This is a genomic window from Eubacteriaceae bacterium Marseille-Q4139 (genome assembly GCA_018223415.1).
In the GTDB taxonomy this organism is placed as follows: Bacteria; Bacillota; Clostridia; order Lachnospirales; family Lachnospiraceae; genus CABSIM01.
On sequence record JAGTTQ010000001.1, the window covers coordinates 1,771,865 to 1,794,278 of the forward strand.

Genomic DNA, 22,414 nt, shown 5'->3' on the forward strand with positions numbered 1-22,414 from the left:
GGGTGAAGTCGTAACAAGGTAGCCGTATCGGAAGGTGCGGCTGGATCACCTCCTTTCTAAGGAAGAAGAAGTAAGGGTTTTATATACTGTCCAGTTCTCAAGGAACTGAATAAGAATTCTGGTGTCGATGCGCTTAGGGGACACACCCGTTCCCATCCCGAACACGACGGTTAAGACTTAAGCGGCCGATGGTACTATGCTGGAGACGGCATGGGAGAGTAGGTGGATGCCAGATTCCCGTGGGGGTGTAGCTCAGTTGGGAGAGCACCTGCCTTGCAAGCAGGGGGTCAAGAGTTCGAATCTCTCCATCTCCACTCGGAAGCATGAGCTTCCGCAAACGTACCTTGAAAACCGCATATTGAATCGTAAATCTTAAATATTTAAGATATACAAGACATCCGAGGCATATCGAAAGATATGTAAACCGAAAGTAAACACAAGCCAGGCACACAACGCTATGTGTGTTCGTTTGAAAGCCGTTCCCGCGGCTTTGAGACAACTGGTTAAGCTAGAAAGAGCGCAGGGTGGATGCCTTGGCACTAAGAGCCGATGAAAGACGTGATAAGCTGCGAAAAGCTTCGGGGAGGAGCAAATATCCTTTGATCCGGAGATCTCTGAATGGGGAAACCTACTTGAGCAAACCTCAAGTGACGTATGGTGAATCCATAGCCATACGCCGGGAACCCGGTGAACTGAAACATCTAAGTAGCCGGAGGAAGAGAAAGAAACATCGATTCCGAAAGTAGCGGCGAGCGAAATTGGAAGAGCCCAAACCGGGATGCGTGCATCCCGGGGTTATGGACCACGTTATGTGAGACGATCTGTTAATGGAACGGTCTGGGAAGTCCGGCCAGAGAGAGTGAAAGCCTTGTACATGAAAACAGTAGTCAGCTAGTGGAATCCAGAGTACTGCGAGACACGTGGAACCTTGCAGGAAGTCGGGGGGACCACCCCCCAAGGCTAAATACTCCTTAGTGACCGATAGCGCATAGTACTGTGAAGGAAAGGTGAAAAGAACCCCGGGAGGGGAGTGAAAGAGAACCTGAAACCCTGTGTTTACAAGCTGTGGAAGCACGTTAAGGTGCAACCGCGTACTTTTTGTAGAACGGTCCGGCGAGTTGCGGATACTGGCAAGGTTAAGGGCTTAAGGCCCGGAGCCGAAGCGAGAGCAAGTCTTAAGAGGGCGTAAAGTCAGTATGTGCAGACCCGAAACCGGGTGATCTATCCATGTCCAGGTTGAAGCGAAAGTAAAATTTCGTGGAGGACCGAACGCACATCCGTTGAAAAGGGTGGCGATGAGGTGTGGATAGGGGAGAAATTCCAATCGAACCCGGAGATAGCTGGTTCTCCTCGAAATAGCTTTAGGGCTAGCCTCGTATTAGTCTGATGCAGGTAGAGCACTGAATTTCCTAGGGGGCGTCAAAGCCTACCGAAGAATATCAAACTCCGAATGGCATCCAGATGATGTACGGGAGTCAGACTGCACGAGATAAGTTGGGCAGTCAAAAGGGAAAGAGCCCAGACCTACGGCTAAGGTCCCCAAGTGCGTGTTAAGTGGAAAAGGATGTGGGATTTCAAAGACAACTAGGATGTTGGCTCAGAAGCAGCCACACATTCAAAGAGTGCGTAATAGCTCACTAGTCGAGAGGTCCTGCGCCGAAAATGTCCGGGGCTAAAACACGACACCGAAGCCTAGGAATGATTTTTAATCATTGGTAGAGGAGCATTCTTAAATGGGCGAAGCAGTACCGATAAGGAGCTGTGGACGTTTAAGAAGAGAGAATGCCGGAATGAGTAGCGAGATGGAGGTGGGAATCCTCCAGGCCGAATATCTAAGGGTTCCAGGGTAAAGCTGATCTGCCCTGGGTAAGTCGGGGCCTAAGGCGAGGCTGAGAAGCGTAGCCGATGGACAACAGGTTTAGATTCCTGTACCACATGGTATCAGAACTGTGGGGACGCAGAAGGATAGGATGACCGGGGAACAGAATCTCCGGGCAAGCGGGGTAGGAGTATGGTTGGCAAATCCGCCATACAATCCGAAGACGTGACGCGGACCGAACAAAAGTAGGGAAGCATCTGATTCCGGCTGCCGAGAAAAGCCGCTATTGCGTACCATGTGCCCGTACCGTAAACCGACACAGGTGGATGAGGAGAGAATCCTAAGGCCGGCGGGAGAAGCATTGTTAAGGAACTCGGCAAAATGACCCCGTAACTTCGGGAGAAGGGGTGCCAGGGAGACCTGGCCGCAGAGAATAGGCTCAAGCAACTGTTTAGCAAAAACACAGGTCTATGCGAAACCGTAAGGTGAGGTATATGGGCTGACGCCTGCCCGGTGCTGGAAGGTTAAGAGGAGAGGTTAGCGAAAGCGAAGCTTTGAATTTAAGCCCCAGTAAACGGCGGCCGTAACTATAACGGTCCTAAGGTAGCGAAATTCCTTGTCGGGTAAGTTCCGACCCGCACGAAAGGCGTAATGATTTGAGCGCTGTCTCGACAATGCACCCGGTGAAATTGAAGTACCAGTGAAGATGCTGGTTACCTGCGCCAGGACGGAAAGACCCCATGGAGCTTTACTCCAGCTTGATACTGGGATTCGGTGATGCATGCACAGGATAGGTGGGAGGCTGTGAAGCTTGGACTCCGGTCTAAGCAGAGCCGCTGTTGGGATACCACCCTTGCGTCACTGGGTTTCTAACCTGTCACCATGACCTGGTGAGGGGACAATGTCAGGTGGGGAGTTTGACTGGGGCGGTCGCCTCCGAAAGGGTATCGGAGGCGCTCAAAGGTTCCCTCAGAATGGTTGGAAACCATTCGAAGAGTGCAAAGGCAGAAGGGAGCTTGACTGCGAGACCGACGGGTCGAGCAGGTAGGAAACTAGGACTTAGTGATCCGGTGGTATGAAAGTGGGATTGCCATCGCTCAACGGATAAAAGCTACCCTGGGGATAACAGGCTTATCACTCCCAAGAGTTCACATCGACGGAGTGGTTTGGCACCTCGATGTCGGCTCATCGCATCCTGGGGCTGAAGTAGGTCCCAAGGGTTGGGCTGTTCGCCCATTAAAGCGGTACGCGAGCTGGGTTCAGAACGTCGTGAGACAGTTCGGTCCCTATCCGGCGCAGGCGGAGGATATTTGAGAGGAGCTGTCCTTAGTACGAGAGGACCGGGATGGACGGACCGCTGGTGTACCGGTTGAGCTTCTAAGCTCATGGCCGGGTAGCCAAGTCTGGAAGGGATAAACGCTGAAGGCATCTAAGCGTGAAGCCCCCCTCAAGATGAGATATCCCATTCGAAAGAAGTAAGACCCCTTGAAGACGACGAGGTAGATAGGGCAGAGGTGGAAGTACAGTAATGTATGGAGCTGACTGTTACTAATCGGTCGAGGGCTTAACCAGAAGGTTTGTGGGTGGATGGATGTGTTCAATATGTGGTTTTGAAGGTATGTGAAATACCTGTTTTAAGTTGGCCCGGTGGCTCAGCTGGTTAGAGCGCCGCCCTGTCACGGCGGAGGTCGTGGGTTCGAATCCCATCCGGGTCGCTTTCATTGCCAGCTTGCTGGTGATTGAAACTTGGGGTCTTAGCTCAGCTGGGAGAGCATCTGCCTTACAAGCAGAGGGTCATAGGTTCGAGCCCTATAGGCCCCACTTTTTAAGTATGGTATGCCGATGTGGCTCAATTGGCAGAGCAGCTGATTTGTAATCAGCAGGTTATCGGTTCGAGTCCGATCATCGGCTCTTTGAAAGCAAAATATTGATTATGGGTGGATTCCCGAGTGGCCAAAGGGGACAGACTGTAAATCTGCTGCAATTTGCTTCGGTGGTTCGAATCCACCTCCGCCCATTGAAAATAAGTATTGATATTTCAATATTTATTGTATATAATAGAATAGTAAGTTAATTGTCGCGGGGTGGAGCAGTCTGGAAGCTCGTCGGGCTCATAACCCGAAGGTCGTAGGTTCAAATCCTGCCCCCGCAATTTTGTGTGCAATGAGAAATGCAAAAATTTAGCTTTAGTAGCAGATAGCAGTGCTTGCACTGATAGATGCGGATAAAGTTAAATTTTTATACGGCGAATGCCGTAAGCGAAAGACCGAAGGTCTTGAGCTTGCATTTCGGGGTAGTGGCAGATATTCTACCATTCACACATATGCCCAGATAGCTCAGTTGGTAGAGCAGAGGACTGAAAATCCTCGTGTCGCTGGTTCGATTCCAGCTTTGGGCATTACAACGTATGTTGTATGGGGTATTAGCTCAGTCGGTAGAGCACTTGACTTTTAATCAAGTTGTCCGGGGTTCGAATCCCCGATGCCTCAGGATTTCTAAGTAGCTAAGAACTGATCCTATTATCAGTCCTTAGCTTTTTTATTTACTCAAAAAAGCAGGAGCAGATTTCTCAATTTGAGAAACCCGCTCCTGTTTTTCCATATTCCCGCTTAATTTCCCTTGCTGGGAATAAACTGTGCAATGCGGCCTGCAAACTCTGCAATATTCTGGGTCTGGAGAATCACGCGTCCAGGGCCGGTGAGTTTGGTGAGGAAGAGGCCTTCGCCGCCGAAGAAGATATTCCCGAGGCCTTTTACCGTTTCAATTTCATATTTCACATTGCGGTCAAAGGCAACCACATTTCCGGTATCGACTTTTAAGACTTCTCCCGGTTCAAGCTGGCGCTCGATCATGTCGCCGTCAATTTCCAGGAAAGCAAGTCCCTGTCCGCTGATGTCCTCAAGGATGAAGCCTTCACCGCCGAAGAGACCGGCAGAGAATTTCTTTGAGAAAGTGACGTTGAGTTCTACGGATTCCTGGGCGCAGAGGAAGGCGCCTTTCTGGCAGATCATGCCGCCGGTGGCGCTCACGTCCAGCGGATAAATGGTTCCGGCGGAAGTGGAAGCGAAAGCGATTCTTGCGCCGGCCTGTCTGGCCTTGTAGGTGGCCATGAACATGGATTCTCCGGCAAACATCCGTCCAAGGCCCTTCATGATGCCGCCGCGGGCGTTTGTGGACATGTCGATTCCATCAGACATCCAGGTCATGCCGCCGGACTGGGTGTAAATGCTTTCTCCTGCAAAGTCAAATTCCACTTCGACTGCTGGCATGGTATTTCCAATAATTCTATATTTCATATGGCTCCTCCTGTTTTTATGACAGTGTCATATTGATTCTATGTTTCCAGGTGCAAAGATATTTTAACATATTTCGGCAGAATACGCCAGATTTATGTGAAGATTTGATGGTTTTCTATCATTTTTTTCGCAGTTTCTATGAAGGCGGCCGATGCGCTGGAAAGATAGCGGTTTTTCTTGTGGACGGCTGCTACTTCTCTTTTTGCCAGAGGGGAGTCAAGCTGAAAAAAGAGGACGCCTGGCTCCGGCGGCGTCAGCTTTACAAGGCAGTCAGAGACGAAGGCGATGCCCAGGCCTTTTCCGACGAAATGGTACGAGGTGATGAGCTGGTCGAGGAAAAAGCGTACCTTTGGCGTGAAGCCGTAGGATTCGCAGATTTCCATGGCATGCCCATAGGTGACGGTCTCCGGCCGCAGAAGGATAAAGGGCTTGTCGGCAAAGAGGAAGAGCGGTACCTTCGGACAGCCGGGCAGAAGGTGGAAACCGTCCAGAATCTGACTGCGGGACAGTGCATAAGCTTCGGCGCCGGAGCCTGCGGCTATTTTTTCGGGAACGGCTAAGAGAAAGTGTTCCTCAAACAGCACATGGCTTTGGAACATGCTGTCTTCCTGGATCATTGGGTCGATGATGATATCCAGTTCTTCCTTTCGTATTTTTTCCTTCAGCTCCAGAGAAGGGGCTTCGCGGATTTCCAGATCAATACCGGGATATTTTCTGGAAAATTCGGAAATTACGGATAATACAATCTGAGAAAGAAAAAAGTTGGATGCACCGACGCGGACGGAGCCTGTTTTCAGCTCGGAGAGGTCATTGCAGTAAAGGCGCAGGCTGGTTTCGATATTTTTGATTTTTTCTGCGCTTTCAATATAGGCCTTTCCCGCCTCCGTCAGGGCGATATGGGAGGTGCTTCGCTCGAATAACGGCTGTCCCAATTCCTGCTCTTCTTTTTTGATGGCGATGCTGAGCGCCGGCTGTGTCAGATAGAGGTTTTTAGCGGCTTTTGAGAAGCTGCCGGTCTTATACACTTCGCAGACATAGTTCATGTACTGGAACATGGTTTTTCTCCTGCTTTATAAATAGTTTTTATCGGTATAATTAAAATTATAAATTTGATTATATAATAGAACTGTGGTATCTTCAATAGCGGAGTACAAAAGGGGAGATTTTTCTATGAGTTATACGACGATTTTGCTGATTATATGCCCGATCTTTTTTATTTCCGGAATCATTGATTCCATCGGAGGCGGAGGCGGCCTGATTGCGCTTCCTACTTATTTGATGATCGGCCTTCCGATCCGGACGGCTTATGGGTGCAACAAGCTTCAGGCGGGGCTTGGAAACCTGGTGTCGGCGATAAAATATTTCCGCAGCAATATGGTAGATTTGAAGATTGCGCTGATTTCGGCCATTACGGCTATGACAGGCGCTTATTTCGGGACGAAAATCATTTTCCTGCTCCCGGAGGCGACGATTCAGAAGGTTATTACCGTTGCGCTGCCGGCCATCGCCCTTGTGATGGTGCTTCGGAAGTCCAGCACCAGGGACACGATCATGAAGAGCGAGATTTCTAAGAAAACCATTGTCCAGGCTTTGATTGTCGGCGTCATCATGGGCTTTTACAACAGCCTGTTCGGGCCGGGAGTCGGGACGGTTGCAATCATCGCATTCACGATGATTATGCATTATGATTCCAGGGTCGCTTCGGGAAACGGCAAGGTGTTAATTGTGCTGACGAATGCGGTAGCCCTTGTCAGTTATGTGAAAACGGGAAATGTGGCGTATGAGATTGCAATTCCGGCCGCATTGTCAGCGATTCTTGGAAACCTTGTGGGCGTGAACCTGGCGATTAAGAAAGGGGATAAGATCATTAAGCCAGTGATGCTGGTGATTGTGATCCTCACAGTTGTTAAGTTTGCATTGGAGAATAATCTCTGGGCATAAATTTAGGAATAGCAGTTCAGCCATACCATTCATAATTTGACGGATTCCATTTATCGGCCAACAAATAATGATATTGGCCGTCAAATTATTCATGTCGGGCGTCCGCCCTATATCCACATATGCCCAAATGCTGCTCTGTGAGCAAGCTCCCACGCAGCATTTGGGCATATGTGTCTGCATGGCTGAACTGTTCAATTTCATACTCTCTTCTGCCGCAGGCGGCCTTTGTGGCTTGTCTGCGGCCTTTTTCTGTCTAATCATTTACGCTTTTATTAAATCTTTTCCCATCTATTGTGCTGGAAACAAGTGAATGTTAAAATGAAATCAAGGAAGGTGATTTTTATGAGGAGACTGTTTTTTCTTGTTTTTCTCAGTCTTATGCTTGCCGGATGTTCGTCCGGGGCGGACAGGAAAAGTGAAAATAGACGGGATCAGACGGAAACTGCCGCGGAAGAAGAGGAGTGTGAGGGAGTTGTCCAGGAGGCCGTTTCTTCGGAGGATGACATGACGGCGGAAGAGATTATGAGCTTTCTGGAAAGTTTTGAGCCGGGGCTTTCTTTTGTGGACATGGATGCAGAGGAAACCGAAGGATATGGAGATGCGCTGGAAGATGCCTATGAACTGATGGGGCGGAAGACGGAGGACGGCTTTGGGTACGTGCTGGCAGTTTTAAAAAAGGGAAAGCAGAGCCCTTTAGACGGCCTCGCTGTCTATGAAGAGGGGAATGACCTTGCTGCCGGGAAAGGGAGCGAGCCGTCTTTTTTGTTTACCAGGGTCAACAGCCTGATGCAGGGAAATGGAAACCAGGTTCTGTATCTCCAGCCCAAGGATCTGGCGGCGCCGGAGGAGATGCAGCAGGTGTTCCGTTACCGTTTCTGTGAAGGCGAAGAGGGCAGGAGGTATTTGGAGGATGCAAAGGAACGCGGAGTCCGGTTCTCGCCGCCGGATCATGGCGCCTATCTCTGTGTGGAACGGTATGAGAATGGGAAAAACTATACGGAATATGTGGAGCTGACGGCTGAGGAAGAGCAGGAGATTTTAAGATCGGATGAGGCGGTGTACCCGCCGCTTTACGGGAATTACGGCATCCAGTTTTTCGTCAGTGAGGATACTTATGAGACGGAAGAGATCGAAGAAGGCAGCATTACCATGCCGGCGCTTCGGATTGCAGAGGAACGGTGCCGGTTCCAGGCGGTGGAACTGTCGGAGGTTCATGATATCGTTAAGGCCGAAATGAAGATGCGGTTCCAGGAATATGATGAGAGCACCGGCACGATTTCGCGGGAATGGGAGGAAACGGAGACGCTTACCGAGCGTTCCTCGCTTCAGAAGCTGGAGGAGATGATTGCGACCTCGAAGCCGGCGTTTGAGAGCGGCAGCCCTTATACGGGAATTTTGACACTGACCCGTGAGGACGGAACGGAAATTATTGTTCATGCGGCCGCTGACGGCAGCAGCAGTTTTATTCTCGGAAGCTATTCCGTCTATGAACCGGAAAGCGGATCCATGGAAGAACTGTGGGAGCTGTTCCCGATGATGCGGGAAAATACGGGATGGAGCGAGGCCCTGGTGCCTGGAAGGTAGGAGTATGAAAGAAAAAGATTTGCTTACACGGCTTTCGGAATACAGCCAGTCGGATTTTTATCCGTTTCACATGCCGGGACATAAGAGAAACGGCTTTTTTACCAGAGACGGCGGCTTTCCGGATCCGTATTCCATTGATATTACGGAAATCGACGGGTTCGACAACCTTCACCACCCGGAAGGGATTTTAAAGGAATCTATGGAGTGGGCAGCCGGCGTTTACGGCGCAGATCGGACGTACTATCTCGTGAACGGCAGTACCTGCGGAATTTTAAGCGCCATCTGCGGCACGGTTCCGTCGGGAGGAACGCTCCTGATGGCGAGAAATTGTCACAAATCTGCATACAATGGGCTCATATTAAACCGGCTGACTCCAGAATACGTGTACCCGGAAACGGTCGGGCGGTATGGGATTTTGGGGAGTGTTTCCCCGGAGGCTGTGGCGCGCTGTTTAGAAAAGGATGAAAACCATGAGATCCGCGCGGTATTTCTCGTGTCTCCGACGTATGAAGGCGTTGTTTCTGATATAAAACGGATTGCTGAGGTTGTCCATGAGCATGGAATCCCGCTGATTGTGGATGAGGCGCACGGGGCCCATCTCCCGTTTGCGAAAGAGGGGGATGGGTTTCCGGCTTCGGCCCTCGATAGCGGGGCAGATCTTGTGATACAAAGTTTACATAAAACACTGCCGTCTTTTACCCAGACGGCTGTTCTCCATGTGCAGGGGAAGCTTGCAGACAGGGAGCGGGTGGAGCAGTACCTTGGAATGTTCCAGAGCTCCAGCCCGTCGTATCTTTTTATGGCGGGGATTGAGCGGTGCCTCCGTTTCATGGACAGGCAGGGGCGGGAGGAGATGTCCGCCTACGGGAAGCGGATGGAGCAGTTTTTTTTATCGCTCTCGGGACTTGAGGTTTTGGAGGTCATGAACCGCTCGGTCATAGGAGAGAGGGGCGTTTTTGACTGGGACTGCTCGAAAATCGTGGTGTTTTCCGGGAAGGCAGAGGGGCTTTCCGGGGAGAAGCTTGGGCGGATTCTCAGGGAAAACTATCATCTGGAAATGGAAATGTGCGCGCCGGAGTATGTGGTGGCGATGACGTCGCTTCTCGATACGAAAGAAGGGCTTTTAAGGCTTAAGGAGGCGCTTCTTGAGATCGATAAGGGACTTTCCGGGAAGAAAAAGGGAAAAGGCAGCAGGATTGGCAGCGGGAACATGACGGAGACGGCCGAAATGTGCATGATACCGGCAAAAGCTCTGGAGCTTCCCGGAAGGCGCGTTTCGACGGCGGAATCGGCCGGCTGTATTTCAAAGGAATTTGTCTACCTGTACCCGCCGGGGATCCCGATTCTCGTTCCCGGGGAGCGGATTTCCAAAGAAGCCGTTTCGCGTATTCTGGAGTACCAGACAGAGGGGCTTTCCGTGCAGGGTACGTCCGATCCGTCTGTTTCCACGATTTTGGCAGTTGCGGGCGGCGAAGGGGTATGCTAGAATAATTTCAGCGAAAACGCAGAAGAAGAATCGAACCATGTACGTCCAGGGAGGACAAAACGGCAGATATGGGCAGAATTTTTTATTTGATGGGAAAAAGTGCCACGGGTAAGGACACCGTGTATAAGGAGCTCCTTCATGCAAAACCGGAGCTTAAGACCGTCGTCCCTTATACGACGAGGCCGATCCGTGCCGGTGAGGAAAACGGCGTCGAATATTTTTTTGTGGGGCAGCCGGAGTTGGAGTCCATGAAGGCGGCCGGGAAGGTCATCGAGCTTCGCACGTACCAGACGGTCATGGGGCCGTGGAGCTATTTTACGGCCGATGACGGCCAGTTTGATTTGGAAGACGAGCGGCCGTTTTTGATGATCGGGACGCTGGAATCCTATGAAAAGATGGTGGAATATTTCGGAAGTGAAGCCATGGTGCCGCTTTACATTGAGGTTCCGGACGGCATACGCTTAAGGCGCGCCGTCGACCGGGAGGAAAAACAGCAGAAGCCGAATTTCAGAGAGGTCTGCCGCAGGTACCTGGCGGACGAAGACGATTTTTCCGAGGAAAAGCTTTCGCGTCTGGGAATTCAAAAGCGGTTTTTGAACCTGGAACTGGAGACTTGCCTGCGAGAGCTTCTCCTGGAGATCGAACGCAGATAAAACTTTTGTTTCACGAAAATCTGTGCTATAATTGGGAAGAATGGAGGGATGGCGATGATGGAAAACAAGGTGACGGGATTTAAGGATATTCTCGGAAACGATATGGTGAAGGAACATTTTAAAAAGGCCATTGAGGCCCACAAGGTTTCTCATGCCTATATTCTGACCGGCGAGGCCGGAATGGGGCGGAAGTCCATCGCCAATGCCTTTGCCATGACGCTTCTCTGTGAAAAGGGAAAGAGCGAGCCATGCATGGTGTGCCATTCCTGCAAGCAGGTTCTGGCTGGGAGCCATCCTGACCTGATTTATGTAACCCACGCGAAGCCGGCCAGCATCGGCGTCGACGACATCCGGGAGCAGATCAATGACACGATCATGATCCGCCCTTACAGCAGCTATTACAAGATTTATATTGTGGATGAAGCGGAAAAAATGACGGTGCAGGCGCAGAATGCCCTGTTAAAGACCATCGAGGAGCCGCCGTCCTATGCCGTTATCATCCTGATTACCACCAACCAGGAGGCATTCCTTCCGACGATCCTTTCCAGGTGTGTCCAGCTTAAATTAAAGCCGTTAAAGGATTTTACGGTGAAAAGCTATCTGACCGACCACCTCGGCGTGGCGGAGAGGGATGCGGAGCTCTGTGCGGCCTTTGCGAGAGGGAATCTTGGAAAAGCCATCTATCTGGCTTCCTCCGAGGAGTTCCAGCTCATGTACCAGAAGGTCATGAATCTGGTAAAGAACGTGGGACAGATGGATATTTCCATGCTGCTTGAATGCATCATGGAGATGAAAAATGAAAATTATGATATCGGCGAGGTTCTCGACCTGATGCAGCTCTGGTACCGGGATGTCCTGATGTACAAGGTGACAAAGGACATGAATCTCCTGATATTTAAAGATGAATATAAACTTATTAACGAGATGGGGCAGAAGGTTGGCTATGCCGGGCTGGAGGAGATTCTCGGCGCCATTGACAAGGCGAAGGCGCGGTTAGAGGCCAATGTGAACATGGAGCTGGTGATGGAGCTTCTGCTTCTCACCATGAAGAACCCCTCATAAGGAGAATAGAAATGACGAAAGTAATCGGTGTCCGTTTCCGCAAGGCGGGAAAGGTCTATTATTTCAGCCCGGGCGACCAGATCATCAAAAACGGGCAGCATGTGATTGTTGAGACGGCCAGGGGCGTCGAGTACGGCTATGTGGTACTCGGTACCCATGAGGTCGATGATAAGAAGGTGGTTCAGCCTTTAAAGCCGGTAATCCGCATGGCTACCGACGAGGACGAGGCCATCGAACAGAAAAACAAGGAGAAAGAAAAGGAAGCGTTTAAGATCTGCCAGGAGAAAATCCGGAAGCATGAGCTGGAGATGAAGCTAATCGACGCGGAATACACCTTCGACAACAATAAGGTTCTGTTTTATTTTACGGCGGACGGGAGAATTGACTTCCGCGAGCTGGTAAAGGATCTGGCCTCCGTGTTTAAGACGAGGATTGAGCTTCGCCAGATCGGCGTAAGGGACGAGACGAAGATTGTCGGCGGCATCGGCATCTGCGGACGGCCGCTCTGCTGTACGTCCTATCTTTCCGAGTTTATCCCGGTTTCCATTAAGATGGCGAAGGAACAGAATCTTTCTTTAAATCCGACGAAGATTTCCGGCGTCTGCGGGCGTCTCATGTGCTGTCTCAAGTACGAAGAGGAGACGTATGAGGAGTTAAACGGCCGCCTTCCCAACATCGGGGATTATGTGACGACGGACGACGGCTTAAAGGGCGAGGTGCACAGCGTCAGCATTTTAAGACAGCTTGTGAAGGTTGTCGTGACCGTAAACGGGGACGAAAAGGAGATCCGGGAGTACAAGGTGGGCCAGCTTAAGTTCCGGCCAAAGCGCAGGAAGGAAAAAGCGGGCGTCAACGACGCCGAGTTAAAGCATCTGGAGGCTCTGGAGAAAAAGGAAGGGAAATCGAAGCTCAATGACGATTGATCTGAAGGAAAATGAGCGGATCGACGATTTGCAGCGGAACCATCTGCGGATTATCCAGAAGACTGACGGGTTCTGCTTCGGCATGGACGCCGTGCTGCTTTCCGGGTTTGCTGCGGTGAAGCCGGGGGAACGCGTCTTGGATCTCGGAACCGGCACGGGGATTATCCCGATTCTTCTCTCTGCAAAGACGGAGGGGGAACATTTTACCGGCCTGGAAATCCAGGAGGAGATCGCCGGGATGGCGAAAAGAAGCGTTTCCATGAACGGCCTGGAGAAAAAAATTGAGATTGTAAACGGTGATATTAAGGAAGCCAGCCGGATTTTCGGAGCGGCTTCCTTTGATGTCGTTACGACGAATCCGCCGTATATGAACGATGCCCACGGACTGAAAAACCCGACGGAGGTCAAGGCCATCTCCCGCCACGAGGTGCTCTGCACCCTGGAGGACGTGGTGCGGGAGGGCGCAAAGGTCTTAAAGCACGGCGGGCGTATGTATATGGTGCACCGGCCCCACCGGCTCATCGAGATTCTTAACACCATGACGAAGTACCGGCTGGAGCCGAAGCGCATGAAGCTTGTCCATCCGTTCCGGGATAAGGAGGCCAATATGGTGCTCATCGAGGCCGTCCGCGGGGGCGGCGCCTGGATGAAGGTGGAGCCGCCGGTGATTGTGTATAAAGAGCCCGGTGTGTACAGTGAAGAGATTTACGATATTTACGGGTATTAGAGGGCGCCGGCAGGCGAGAGAACTGTCCGTCTGATACGGACATTTGGACACATTTTTAAGGAAGCCGGCTGAACCGGCAGGAGAAGAAGGCATGGCTTGAAAGGAGAGGGCAATGCAGGGAAAGCTGTATTTGTGTGCGACCCCCATTGGGAATCTTGAGGATATTACGCTTCGCGTTTTGAATACGCTCCGGGAAGTGGATCTGATTGCGGCCGAGGACACCAGGCACAGCATCAAGCTTTTAAACCACTTTGAGATCAAGACGCCCATGACGAGCTACCATGAGTTCAACAAGGTGGAAAAAGCCAGGTATCTTGTGGAAAAGATGAAGGAAGGGCTCAATGTGGCGCTTGTGACAGACGCCGGGACGCCTGGGATTTCTGATCCCGGCGAGGAGCTTGTCCGCCAGTGCTATGAGGCGGGGATCGAGCTGACGTCCCTTCCGGGGCCGGCGGCCTGCATCACGGCCCTTACCATGTCGGGCATGGCGACAAGGCGGTTCGTGTTTGAGGCGTTTCTTCCGGCGGATAAGAGAGAGAAGGCAGAGGTTTTGGAGGAGTTAAAAGGCGAGACGCGGACGATCATTCTCTATGAGGCGCCCCACCGGCTGATCCGGACGCTGGGAGAGCTTCTTGAGGCCCTTGGAGACCGGCGGATCTCCATCTGCCGGGAGCTTACGAAAAAGCATGAAACCGTGTTCCGGACGACGTTTTCGGAGGCCCTTTCTTTCTACGAAAACGAGGAACCGCGGGGCGAGTGCGTGCTCGTCATCGAGGGGAAGAGCCGGGAGGAGATTAAGAAGGAGAAAGAGCAGGCCTGGGAGTCCATGTCCATCGAGGAACATATGGAGCAGTACCTCTCCCGCGGAACCGACCGCAAGGAGGCCATGAAGCTCGTGGCGAAGGACCGCGGGATCAGCAAACGTGACGTTTATCAGTATCTGATGAGGGATTAAATGAAGACAGAACACAAGAAGAAAAAATGGGCGGCTGGGATCCTGGCCGTGTTTGGCGCGGCGTTTCTTTACCTGATGGGAGCGGCTGCGCCGTTTCTGCATTATGAAGAGATTTCGGAGGAAACGAAAGAGACGTTTCAGACAGCGGAGTTTTACTCGGAGGAAACAGGGCCTGACAGGGCCATGATTATGGAGACCAACAAAAGCGCATGGGAGGAGCGGATGCGGCTCTTTTCCCAGGCCGAGGACAGGATTATTATGTCAACCTTTGATATGAGGGACGGAGAGAGCACCAGGGACGTGCTGGCTGTCCTCTATGAAAAGGCAGAACAGGGTGTCGACATAAAAATTCTCGTGGACGGCATCAGCGGCGTCATCCGCATGGAAGGGAACGAGCTGTTTTACGCCCTTTCCGGCCATCCAAATGTGGAGATTAAGCTGTATAACAGGCTGAACCCGTTTGCGCCATGGAAGACCCAGGGGCGGATGCATGACAAGTATATCATCGCCGACGACCTGGCGTATATTCTTGGAGGGCGGAACCAGTTCGACTATTTTATCGGGGAGTATCCGACAAAGAACAGGAGCTATGACAGGGAGATCCTGATTTATAATACCGGGGCCGGAAGCGGCAGCAGGGAGAGCTCGCTTTTCCAGGTGGAGGCGTATTTTGAGGACATGTGGAGCCGGGAGGAATGCACGTATTTCCATGAGGACGCGGGGCTTCTTGAAAAGGAAAAGGTAAAGGCGGAGATTTTAGCCTTAGAGGAGCGGTATGAGCGGCTTACGGCGGAAAATCCGGAGCTTTTTGAAAAATCCCAGGACTACGCGGCGAGGACGAAGGCCACCAACAAGGTGACGCTCATAAATAACCCGACCCACATCTACGGAAAAGAGCCGGTCGTGTTCTATAAGCTGATGGAGCTTGCAAAGGAGGCAGATTCCCGCGTGATTTTCCAGACTCCGTATATTGTATGCAATTCTTATATGCTTAAGGAGCTCACAGAGCTTTCCGAGGCAGTGCCGGACAGCCGGATTTTAATCAATTCCGTGGAAAACGGGGATAACTTTATGGCTTCCAGCGATTATCTGTACCGGAAAGGGGAGATTGTGGAGACAGGGATCCCCATTTATGAGTATGACGGCGGGCTTTCCAACCACGGGAAGTCCATGGTGATTGACGATGATCTGGCGGTCATCGGGTCGTACAATATGGATCTTCGCAGCACGTATGTGGATACGGAGCTGATGCTTGCGGTTCACAGCGAGGCCATTGCCGGTGAACTTTCCGGATACATGGCGGCCATGGAAGCTGACAGCCGGCGCGTGATCGGAAAGACAGAATATGAGACGCCAAAACACCTGACGGTCGAGCCGGTTCCCTGGTGGAAGATGGCGGCCATGCGTGTTGTGGGACTTTTGATGCAGGGGGTAAGAGGGCTGGTGTAAAGACGCACTGAACGATTTTTGACACTTTCTTAACACATTTAAAACGGTATTTTATGCCATTGAAACGCGATTTTTGGCATTTCATACAGATAACCTTGCCTGGAATCTAAAAAAAATATAAAATTACACTAAAAAATAATAAAGAATCTAAATATAAGGCTTAACATTATATTTAGATTCTCTATTTATTTCATGCCGAGGCAGTGTGTAACTATTAACGATCCATCATAGAGACAAGGAGAGGTCAGTATGAAATTGAAGAGAATCGCAGCAGTCGTTCTTGCAGCAGCAATGTTCAGCTCGCTTACCGCATGCTCAGGCGGAGACAGCGGGACAGCCACAACGGCAGGAAGCACCACCGCAGCAGCCGGAACTGAGGCGGCCGGATCCGACGAGGGAGGCAGCTCCCCGCAGATCGACCGCGGTTCCGAGTTCGTCACCGTGGCAACCGGCCCTACCAGCGGCATCTATTATCCCATCGGCGGCGCTTTTGCGACGGCTCTCGGGACGGCCGGATACAAAACGTCAGCCCAGGCCACAGGTGCTTCTGTTGAGAATATCAACCTGATTTTGAATAACGAAGCAGAGCTTGCCATCGCCATGCAGGACTCTGTGATGCAGGCTTATGAAGGCTTCGGAGCTTTTGAGACGGCAGAACCGGATCTCAGGGCCATGATGAGGCTCTGGCCCAACTATGTACAGCTTGTAACCGTGGAAGGCACGGGAATCAAGAGCGTTGAAGATCTGAAGGGAAAGAGAGTCGGCGTCGGCGCCCCCAACTCCGGCGTGGAGTTAAATGCCAGGATGATCTATGAAGCATACGGCATGACCTACGAGGACAGCCAGGTGGATTACTTATCCTACGGCGAGGCCATCGACCAGATGAAGAACGGCCAGTGCGACGCAGCGTTTGTTACCTCCGGCCTTCCCAATGCAACGGTTTCCGAGCTGGCCTTCAGCTATGATATGGTAATCGTTCCCATCGACGGCGAAGGACGCGACAACCTGATTGAGAAATATCCGTTCTTTGCGGCCAGCGTGATTCCGGCCGACACCTACAACAATGAAGAAGATGTGGAAAGCGTATTCGTTTACAACATCATGCTGGTAAATAAGAACCTGTCCGACGACATGGTTTACGACATGATGGACATCATCCATTCTGACGAGGGCATGTCCAACATTAAGGCGTCCCATAATACGGCAGACCAGAACATCGACATTTCCTTCGGAGTTGAAGACGTAAAGATCCCGCTGCATGACGGCGCCGCCAAGTGGTGGAAGGATCATGGCTATGAGACGCCTCAGAATTAAACCGTTTATTGGAATATCCCTCCTTTTAGGAGTCCTTCTTGTTTCTGCCGTCCTTACCCCCGGGCGGCAGAAACGGGTTTTAGTGGTGGAAGAGCTGGAGACAGGAAAGATTTATGCGGAAATTCCGGTGAAAACAGGCGAAGAGGTTTCGTTCCAGTGGGAACATTCCTTTGAGCACATCCCCTGGTATGAATATTATGAAATCCAGGAGGACGGGAGCTTCCTTTTAAAGACCATCGCCGTAGCCGGCTTCGGTGCGGGGATCCCGGCGGAGATGGACTGTACCTACCGCTATGAGGACGGCCTGATTTATATGGACGATATCGGCAGCGTGTTTCCGCAGTTTAACTGGATCAATTCCCAGACGGCTTTAAAAAACATTAAAGTCAACGGCGAGCTGCTCCTTTCGGGAACCGATATGCCTCACCACGAAAAAATGGTTCTGCGTATCCGAAAAGGCTTTGAATTTTGAAAGCAGGTGAGTAAATGAGCGAAAAAGAGAAAATGAAAGAACCTGTCCTTCAGGCAGGAGAGGAGCTGTCCGAGGAGCAGAAGCAGGAGCTTTTGGAGCAGTTCGATAAAGAGAGCAAGACGCGGAAATTTGTATCCCCCATCTTAAAAACCGGCTTTAAGGTATTTGCGATCCTTGTGACGCTGTACCATCTGGTTTTTGCCTCTGGTTTTTACATGCCGGAGACCTTAAAACATCGTTCCATCCATGTGGCGATGATCCTGATTCTGGCCTTTGCCCTGTATCCGGCCGGTAAGAAATCCAGCCGGAAGGTCATTGTATGGTACGACTGGGTTCTGATGGCGCTTTCCGCAGCCGTTGCGATTTACATGTGTCTGGATTATGTAAACATCATCAATCGTGCAGGAACGCCGAACATGATGGATGTGGTGATCGGAACGATCCTGACGCTTGTGGTTTTGGAGGCGACCCGAAGGGTCTGCGGCATCGCGCTTCCGATTATTGCGATTGTTTTCATGATTTACAGCCTGATGGGCAGCAAGCAGGGCTTAATCCCCATCGACATTCCCGGCATCTTCCTGCACAGGGGCTATACCTGGCAGAAGTTAATGAGCCATTTCTTCTCCAACACGGAGGGAATTTACGGTTCGTCGGTCAATGTGGCTTCCACGTACATATTCCTGTTCATTGCCTTTGGCGAGATCATGAACAAGTGCGGAATGGGACAGTTCTTCAATGACTTCGCAAACGCCATTGCAGGCGGCACCAAGGGCGGCCCTGCAAAGGTTGCCGTTGTGGCATCCGGCCTTTTGGGCATGATCAACGGCGCGGCTGTTGCCGTCGTCGTGACAACAGGTTCCTTCACAATCCCGCTTATGAAAAAGTCCGGTTATGACAACGAGTTCTCCGGCGCCGTTGTGGCAACGGGTTCCGTGGGCGGCCAGCTAATGCCGCCGGTTATGGGCGCCGCCGCATTCATTATGGCGGATACCCTGGGCATGAAATATAATGAGCTTTTGATTTCTGCCATCATCCCGGCCGTGATTTACTATCTGGGCATCATGTTCCAGATTCAGATGAGGGCGGAAAAGCTTGGCATGAAGGGAACGCCGAAGGATCAGCTTCCGAAGATGTCCCAGGTTATGAAAGAGTACGGCCATCTGGCCCTTCCGATTATTTTCCTGGTTTACATGCTGTTCTTCTCCGGAAAGACCGTTATCATGGCCGCGTTCTACACAATCGTATTTACGATTCTCGTAGCACAGTGCAGACAGAACACCCGCATGAGCCTTCAGGACATCCTGGACGCCATGGCAGCCAGCGCGAAATCCACCGTATCCGTGGCCATCGCCTGCGCCTGCGTCGGTATCATCGTAGGTTCCTGCTCCATCACCGGTTTTGCCCTCAACATGGCAAACACCATTATCAGCATCGGCGGAAAGAGCCTGCTGTTCACGCTGGTATTTACGATGGTGACATGTATGATCCTTGGAATGGGCCTTCCGAGCATCCCGTCCTACATCATTACCTCCACCATCGCGGCTCCGGCACTGGTTCAGCTTGGAATCCCGGCGCTGGTATCCCATATGTTCTGCTTCTACTTTGCAATGTTTGCAAACCTGACCCCGCCGGTTGCCCTGGCAGCGTTCGCGGCGGCAGGCATCGCCGGAGGCAGTCCGATGAAGACAGGGTGGGCTTCGGTGAAGCTAGCTTTGGCTGGTTTTATCCTTCCGTACATGTTCGTTTACAATACAGATCTTCTGCTTTTGGATACGCCGATTATCAAGGCAGTCCAGGTGGCAGTTACGGCGGCCATCGGTGTGTTTATGATCGGCATTGCCGTAGAGGGCTTCCTGTTTAAGAAGGCCAACGTGCTCATAAGGATTGTGAGCCTGATCGGCGCCTTCCTGTTAATCGACAGCGGAGCCGTCACGGATCTTGTGGGCATCGCAGTTTGTGCGGCAGTTATCATTTATCAGAAGACAATGCAGAAAAAAAGTGTTACAATAGCTGCGTAGCATAATATGCGAGCTGGGGGCTGCAAAAGAAAGTTTTGTCGCCCCCTTCTGCTTTTTTATCAGGTGAATGGGGAGAGGACACATGCTTTTGGAAGTGGTTTACAATATCTGCTTTAATATCTGCCTTCTGGTAGTTCTGGCGTTTCTTCTGACACGGCTGGATTTTATCCAGCGCCTTCTTTTAAATGACGGGGAGGAGGAAAACGGAAACCGGATCTGCCGGATGAAGGAAAAAATCATTCTCGGTATTATTTTCGTCGGCTTCTGCATGATTTCCGACAACATCGGGATGCAGGTGACGGGGGCGCTGCCAAATGCCCGGGTGATTGGGATCCTTTCGTCGGGCTTTCTCGGCGGGCCGGTTTCCTGTACCATCACGACGGCCATTGCCGCCATCCACCGGTACCTGATTTTCCCGGAGCGGATCTCCACCGTTGCCTGTGTGATTTCGGCTGTGATCCACGGTATCATCGGTTCTTTCATTGGCTACCGGAAGCGGAATGACAGACGGTATTCCAACTATTTTCTTCTGGGAATCACGTTTATTTCGGAGTTAATCCACATTGTGATGATTCTTCTGCTCACAAGGCCGTTTGTGGACGCAATGGACATCGTAAGAATTGTCATTATCCCGATGGTGCTCATCAATTCCGTGGGCATGGTGATTTTTTTCAATGTGTTCAAGCTGATTTTCAGCACCGATGATCTGAAGGCGGCGTGGCAGATTTCCCTTTCCATGAGGACGGCAGAGCGGTGTACGCCATATCTGGCGAACGGGCTTGAGAAAAAGGAAGACATCGACAAAGTAATCGACATCATCCTGGAGGAATACCGGTGCCAGGGGGCTGCGTTAATCGAGGACAAGAGGTTCCTTGGAAGAAGCAGCGCATTTTCGGAGATTTCCCTGACGGACGACAATTATCCGAGGCTTTTGTCGGCCACGAAAACGTATAAGACTACACGGGTCAGCCGGATCCCCATTCCGGAGGACGGTTTTTTCCCGCTTTATGAGAATAACGTCATCATTTCCGCGCCGATTCTTCTGGATGAGGGGCGTGTGATGGCATTGGTGATCCTGGTGAAGAAGAATGCTTATTCTTACCGGGCGGACGTGGAATTTGTCACGGGCCTTGCAAATCATTTTGCCATGCAGTTAAAGATTGCCAAGATGGAGGCACAGAAGGAGGCGCTGCGCCGTGCCGAGATTACGACGCTCCAGTCCCAGATCAATCCCCATTTCCTGTTTAACTCCCTGAATACCATTTCGTATTTTTGCAGGGAGAAGCCGGAAAAGGCCAGAGAGCTTCTTCTGGCGCTCAGCTCCTATTTCCGGAACACCTTAGAGAGCGTGGATTTCATGGTGACGCTGGATACGGAGCTGGAGCATGTGAAGGCGTACACGAAACTGGAGGAGGCGCGGTTCGAGTCCAGGCTCCAGGTGGTATTTGAGGCGGAAAACGAAGACCTGACCTGCTGCGTGCCGAACCTGATCCTTCAGCCGCTCGTGGAAAACGCCATCCACCACGGAGCCATGAACCGGGAAAACGGCGTCGGCAAGGTGGTTGTGCGGGTAAGGCGGGAAGAAAAAAATACGATCATCGACATTATGGACAACGGGCCGGGGATTGATTATAAGATCATCCGGAGCCTGCACGGAGGTGAGGAGGTGAAGCACCGGGGCATCGGACTGATGAATGTCCAGCAGCGTTTAATCAGTATCTATGGAAAGGATTACGGACTCCAGATCGTTTCCAGTGAGACGGGAACCGATGTGCGTATGAAGATACCCAACAGGGAGGAAAAAGAGTATGAAGATAGTGATCGTTGATGATGAAAGGCCGGCAAGAAGCGAGCTGAGATATCTGGTGAGCCTGTGTGAGCTCGATGCCCAGATCACGGAGGCGGAAAACAGCGAGGAGTTTCTGGAACTGATGGAAAAAGAGACGTTTGACGTCTGTTTCGTAGACATCAATCTGGGCGGAATCAACGGGACAACGGTGGCGTCCATGATTAAAAAGCGGATGCCGGACGCCAGCATTATTTTCGCAACGGCCTTTCGGGACTATGCCGTCAAGGCCTTTGAGATCGGGGCCATGGACTATCTGTTAAAGCCCTTCGACTATGAGCGGGTGAAGAAGACCATGGAGCGGATCCGTGAGCAGATGAAGGAAAAGCCACAGTCTTCGGAATACGAAATCAACAAGATCATGGTAAACGCAGAGACGGGCTACCGGGTGGTGGATGCGGCGAAGATCGTATATATTGAGACGGAAAAACGGGCATGCAAGATTCATATGGATGACGGGAGCTTTTATCTCCAGAATGAATCGCTGAACAACTATGAGAACATTCTGCGGAAGTGCCGTTTTTTCCGGATCCACAAGAGCTATCTCATCAATCTGGACTATGTGATGGAGATGCGGGTCAGCTACAACAGCGGGTATTGTGTGGTTCTCAGGCATTACGAAAAGGAATGCCTTCCCATCGGCAGGAGCCAAATCCGGGAGTTCCGTCAGATCTTCGACCGATAGAATTTTAAGCAAAAATGTGGAATTTTACGAAACCGCCAGCAAAAGCAGAAAAAGGATAAAGAAATACAACGAAAAATCGCCAGAAAAAAATACATTATTGCATAAAATGATAAAATGTAATAAAATGGAAAAAAGAATTCACATCCGGTATGGAGCGGATAAATCCGGAAAACTGAGACAAAGG

16 protein-coding genes, 8 tRNA genes and 3 rRNA genes (1 of these 27 only partly in view) are annotated in these 22,414 nt (G+C 51.2%); 25 read left to right on the top strand and 2 right to left on the bottom strand.

What is annotated here, in order from left to right; all coding sequences use genetic code 11:
* From KE531_08470 to KE531_08520, 11 genes are all read left to right on the top strand, one after another.
* Positions 1–56 (top strand): 16S ribosomal RNA (locus tag KE531_08470); it begins 1,475 nt to the left of the window's first position.
* A gap of 61 nt (positions 57–117) precedes the next feature.
* A 5S ribosomal RNA gene (rrf, locus tag KE531_08475) occupies positions 118–235 on the top strand.
* 6 nt (positions 236–241) lie between these two features.
* Positions 242–314 (top strand) — tRNA-Ala (locus KE531_08480).
* A gap of 187 nt (positions 315–501) precedes the next feature.
* Positions 502–3,391, top strand: a 23S ribosomal RNA gene (locus tag KE531_08485).
* The 16S, 23S and 5S rRNA genes sit together here with 8 tRNA genes alongside, the layout of an rRNA operon.
* Positions 3,392–3,460: 69 nt before the next feature.
* Positions 3,461–3,534: transfer RNA gene (locus tag KE531_08490), tRNA-Asp, on the top strand.
* Between the two features lie 33 nt (positions 3,535–3,567).
* Positions 3,568–3,640, top strand: a tRNA-Val gene (locus KE531_08495).
* Between the two features lie 17 nt (positions 3,641–3,657).
* A tRNA-Thr gene (locus KE531_08500) sits at positions 3,658–3,730 on the top strand.
* Positions 3,731–3,754: 24 nt separating this feature from the next.
* Positions 3,755–3,836 (top strand) — tRNA-Tyr (locus tag KE531_08505).
* Positions 3,837–3,897: 61 nt separating this feature from the next.
* Positions 3,898–3,971, top strand: a tRNA-Met gene (locus KE531_08510).
* A 173-nt stretch (positions 3,972–4,144) separates the two neighbouring features.
* Positions 4,145–4,217 (top strand) — tRNA-Phe (locus tag KE531_08515).
* Between the two features lie 18 nt (positions 4,218–4,235).
* Positions 4,236–4,308: transfer RNA gene (locus KE531_08520), tRNA-Lys, on the top strand.
* 120 nt (positions 4,309–4,428) lie between these two features.
* Here the strand turns inward: KE531_08520 and KE531_08525 are convergent.
* Positions 4,429–5,115, bottom strand: a complete 687-nt coding sequence (locus tag KE531_08525) for a TIGR00266 family protein (protein ID MBR9953651.1) — start codon at positions 5,113–5,115, stop codon at positions 4,429–4,431.
* 92 nt (positions 5,116–5,207) lie between these two features.
* Entirely contained in the window at positions 5,208–6,170 is a 963-nt protein-coding gene (locus KE531_08530) for a LysR family transcriptional regulator (GenBank protein ID MBR9953652.1), read from the bottom strand.
* Between the two features lie 115 nt (positions 6,171–6,285).
* Between KE531_08530 and KE531_08535 the strand changes: the two genes are divergently transcribed.
* From KE531_08535 to KE531_08600, 14 genes are all read left to right on the top strand, one after another.
* The gene (locus KE531_08535; protein ID MBR9953653.1) at positions 6,286–7,056 is read left to right on the top strand and encodes a sulfite exporter TauE/SafE family protein; all 771 of its coding nucleotides are present in this window, start codon (positions 6,286–6,288) and stop codon (positions 7,054–7,056) included.
* A 342-nt stretch (positions 7,057–7,398) separates the two neighbouring features.
* Complete coding sequence (locus tag KE531_08540; GenBank protein ID MBR9953654.1) at positions 7,399–8,640, top strand: hypothetical protein; 1,242 nt, start codon at positions 7,399–7,401, stop codon at positions 8,638–8,640.
* Positions 8,641–8,644: 4 nt separating this feature from the next.
* Positions 8,645–10,126, top strand: a complete 1,482-nt coding sequence (locus tag KE531_08545) for a PLP-dependent transferase (GenBank protein ID MBR9953655.1) — start codon at positions 8,645–8,647, stop codon at positions 10,124–10,126.
* A gap of 68 nt (positions 10,127–10,194) precedes the next feature.
* Positions 10,195–10,779, top strand: a complete 585-nt coding sequence (locus KE531_08550) for a guanylate kinase (protein MBR9953656.1) — start codon at positions 10,195–10,197, stop codon at positions 10,777–10,779.
* 69 nt (positions 10,780–10,848) lie between these two features.
* The gene (gene holB / locus KE531_08555) at positions 10,849–11,841 is read left to right on the top strand and encodes a DNA polymerase III subunit delta' (GenBank protein ID MBR9953657.1); all 993 of its coding nucleotides are present in this window, start codon (positions 10,849–10,851) and stop codon (positions 11,839–11,841) included.
* 11 nt (positions 11,842–11,852) lie between these two features.
* Entirely contained in the window at positions 11,853–12,764 is a 912-nt protein-coding gene (locus KE531_08560) for a stage 0 sporulation family protein (protein MBR9953658.1), read from the top strand.
* Positions 12,754–13,491 carry a tRNA1(Val) (adenine(37)-N6)-methyltransferase gene (locus tag KE531_08565; protein ID MBR9953659.1) on the top strand — a complete coding sequence of 246 codons (738 nt, stop codon included), beginning with the start codon at positions 12,754–12,756 and terminating at the stop codon, positions 13,489–13,491. The genes KE531_08560 and KE531_08565 overlap by 11 nt, the downstream gene beginning before the upstream one ends.
* Positions 13,492–13,603: 112 nt before the next feature.
* Positions 13,604–14,446, top strand: a complete 843-nt coding sequence (gene rsmI / locus KE531_08570) for a 16S rRNA (cytidine(1402)-2'-O)-methyltransferase (protein ID MBR9953660.1) — start codon at positions 13,604–13,606, stop codon at positions 14,444–14,446.
* The gene (locus KE531_08575) at positions 14,447–15,895 is read left to right on the top strand and encodes a phospholipase D family protein (GenBank protein ID MBR9953661.1); all 1,449 of its coding nucleotides are present in this window, start codon (positions 14,447–14,449) and stop codon (positions 15,893–15,895) included.
* A gap of 249 nt (positions 15,896–16,144) precedes the next feature.
* A complete protein-coding gene (locus tag KE531_08580; GenBank protein MBR9953662.1) occupies positions 16,145–17,209 on the top strand; it encodes a TAXI family TRAP transporter solute-binding subunit in 1,065 nt (354 codons plus the stop codon).
* Complete coding sequence (locus KE531_08585; protein MBR9953663.1) at positions 17,190–17,681, top strand: DUF1850 domain-containing protein; 492 nt, start codon at positions 17,190–17,192, stop codon at positions 17,679–17,681. The genes KE531_08580 and KE531_08585 overlap by 20 nt, the downstream gene beginning before the upstream one ends.
* A gap of 14 nt (positions 17,682–17,695) precedes the next feature.
* Positions 17,696–19,699 (top strand): TRAP transporter permease, encoded by a 2,004-nt coding sequence (locus tag KE531_08590; GenBank protein MBR9953664.1) that lies wholly within the window; start codon positions 17,696–17,698, stop codon positions 19,697–19,699.
* 82 nt (positions 19,700–19,781) lie between these two features.
* On the top strand, positions 19,782–21,527 hold the full coding sequence (locus KE531_08595; protein ID MBR9953665.1) for a histidine kinase: 1,746 nt from the start codon (positions 19,782–19,784) through the stop codon (positions 21,525–21,527).
* Complete coding sequence (locus KE531_08600; GenBank protein MBR9953666.1) at positions 21,508–22,230, top strand: response regulator transcription factor; 723 nt, start codon at positions 21,508–21,510, stop codon at positions 22,228–22,230. Before KE531_08595 ends, KE531_08600 begins: the two co-directional genes overlap by 20 nt.
* Positions 22,231–22,414: the final 184 nt, after the last annotated feature.

Bases quoted from the DNA above. Each gene is read 5' to 3' on its own strand.
- KE531_08545 (MBR9953655.1), top strand. From the start codon at position 8,645: ATGAAAGAAAAAGATTTGCTTACACGGCTTTCGGAATACAGCCAGTCG.
- KE531_08595 (MBR9953665.1), top strand. From the start codon at position 19,782: ATGCTTTTGGAAGTGGTTTACAATATCTGCTTTAATATCTGCCTTCTG.
- KE531_08590 (MBR9953664.1), top strand. From the start codon at position 17,696: ATGAGCGAAAAAGAGAAAATGAAAGAACCTGTCCTTCAGGCAGGAGAG.
- KE531_08585 (MBR9953663.1), top strand. From the start codon at position 17,190: ATGAGACGCCTCAGAATTAAACCGTTTATTGGAATATCCCTCCTTTTA.
- KE531_08525 (MBR9953651.1), bottom strand. From the start codon at position 5,115: ATGAAATATAGAATTATTGGAAATACCATGCCAGCAGTCGAAGTGGAA.
- KE531_08550 (MBR9953656.1), top strand. From the start codon at position 10,195: ATGGGCAGAATTTTTTATTTGATGGGAAAAAGTGCCACGGGTAAGGAC.
- KE531_08540 (MBR9953654.1), top strand. From the start codon at position 7,399: ATGAGGAGACTGTTTTTTCTTGTTTTTCTCAGTCTTATGCTTGCCGGA.
- KE531_08575 (MBR9953661.1), top strand. From the start codon at position 14,447: ATGAAGACAGAACACAAGAAGAAAAAATGGGCGGCTGGGATCCTGGCC.
- KE531_08565 (MBR9953659.1), top strand. From the start codon at position 12,754: ATGACGATTGATCTGAAGGAAAATGAGCGGATCGACGATTTGCAGCGG.
- KE531_08600 (MBR9953666.1), top strand. From the start codon at position 21,508: ATGAAGATAGTGATCGTTGATGATGAAAGGCCGGCAAGAAGCGAGCTG.
- KE531_08535 (MBR9953653.1), top strand. From the start codon at position 6,286: ATGAGTTATACGACGATTTTGCTGATTATATGCCCGATCTTTTTTATT.
- KE531_08560 (MBR9953658.1), top strand. From the start codon at position 11,853: ATGACGAAAGTAATCGGTGTCCGTTTCCGCAAGGCGGGAAAGGTCTAT.
- KE531_08530 (MBR9953652.1), bottom strand. From the start codon at position 6,170: ATGTTCCAGTACATGAACTATGTCTGCGAAGTGTATAAGACCGGCAGC.
- rsmI (MBR9953660.1), top strand. From the start codon at position 13,604: ATGCAGGGAAAGCTGTATTTGTGTGCGACCCCCATTGGGAATCTTGAG.
- KE531_08580 (MBR9953662.1), top strand. From the start codon at position 16,145: ATGAAATTGAAGAGAATCGCAGCAGTCGTTCTTGCAGCAGCAATGTTC.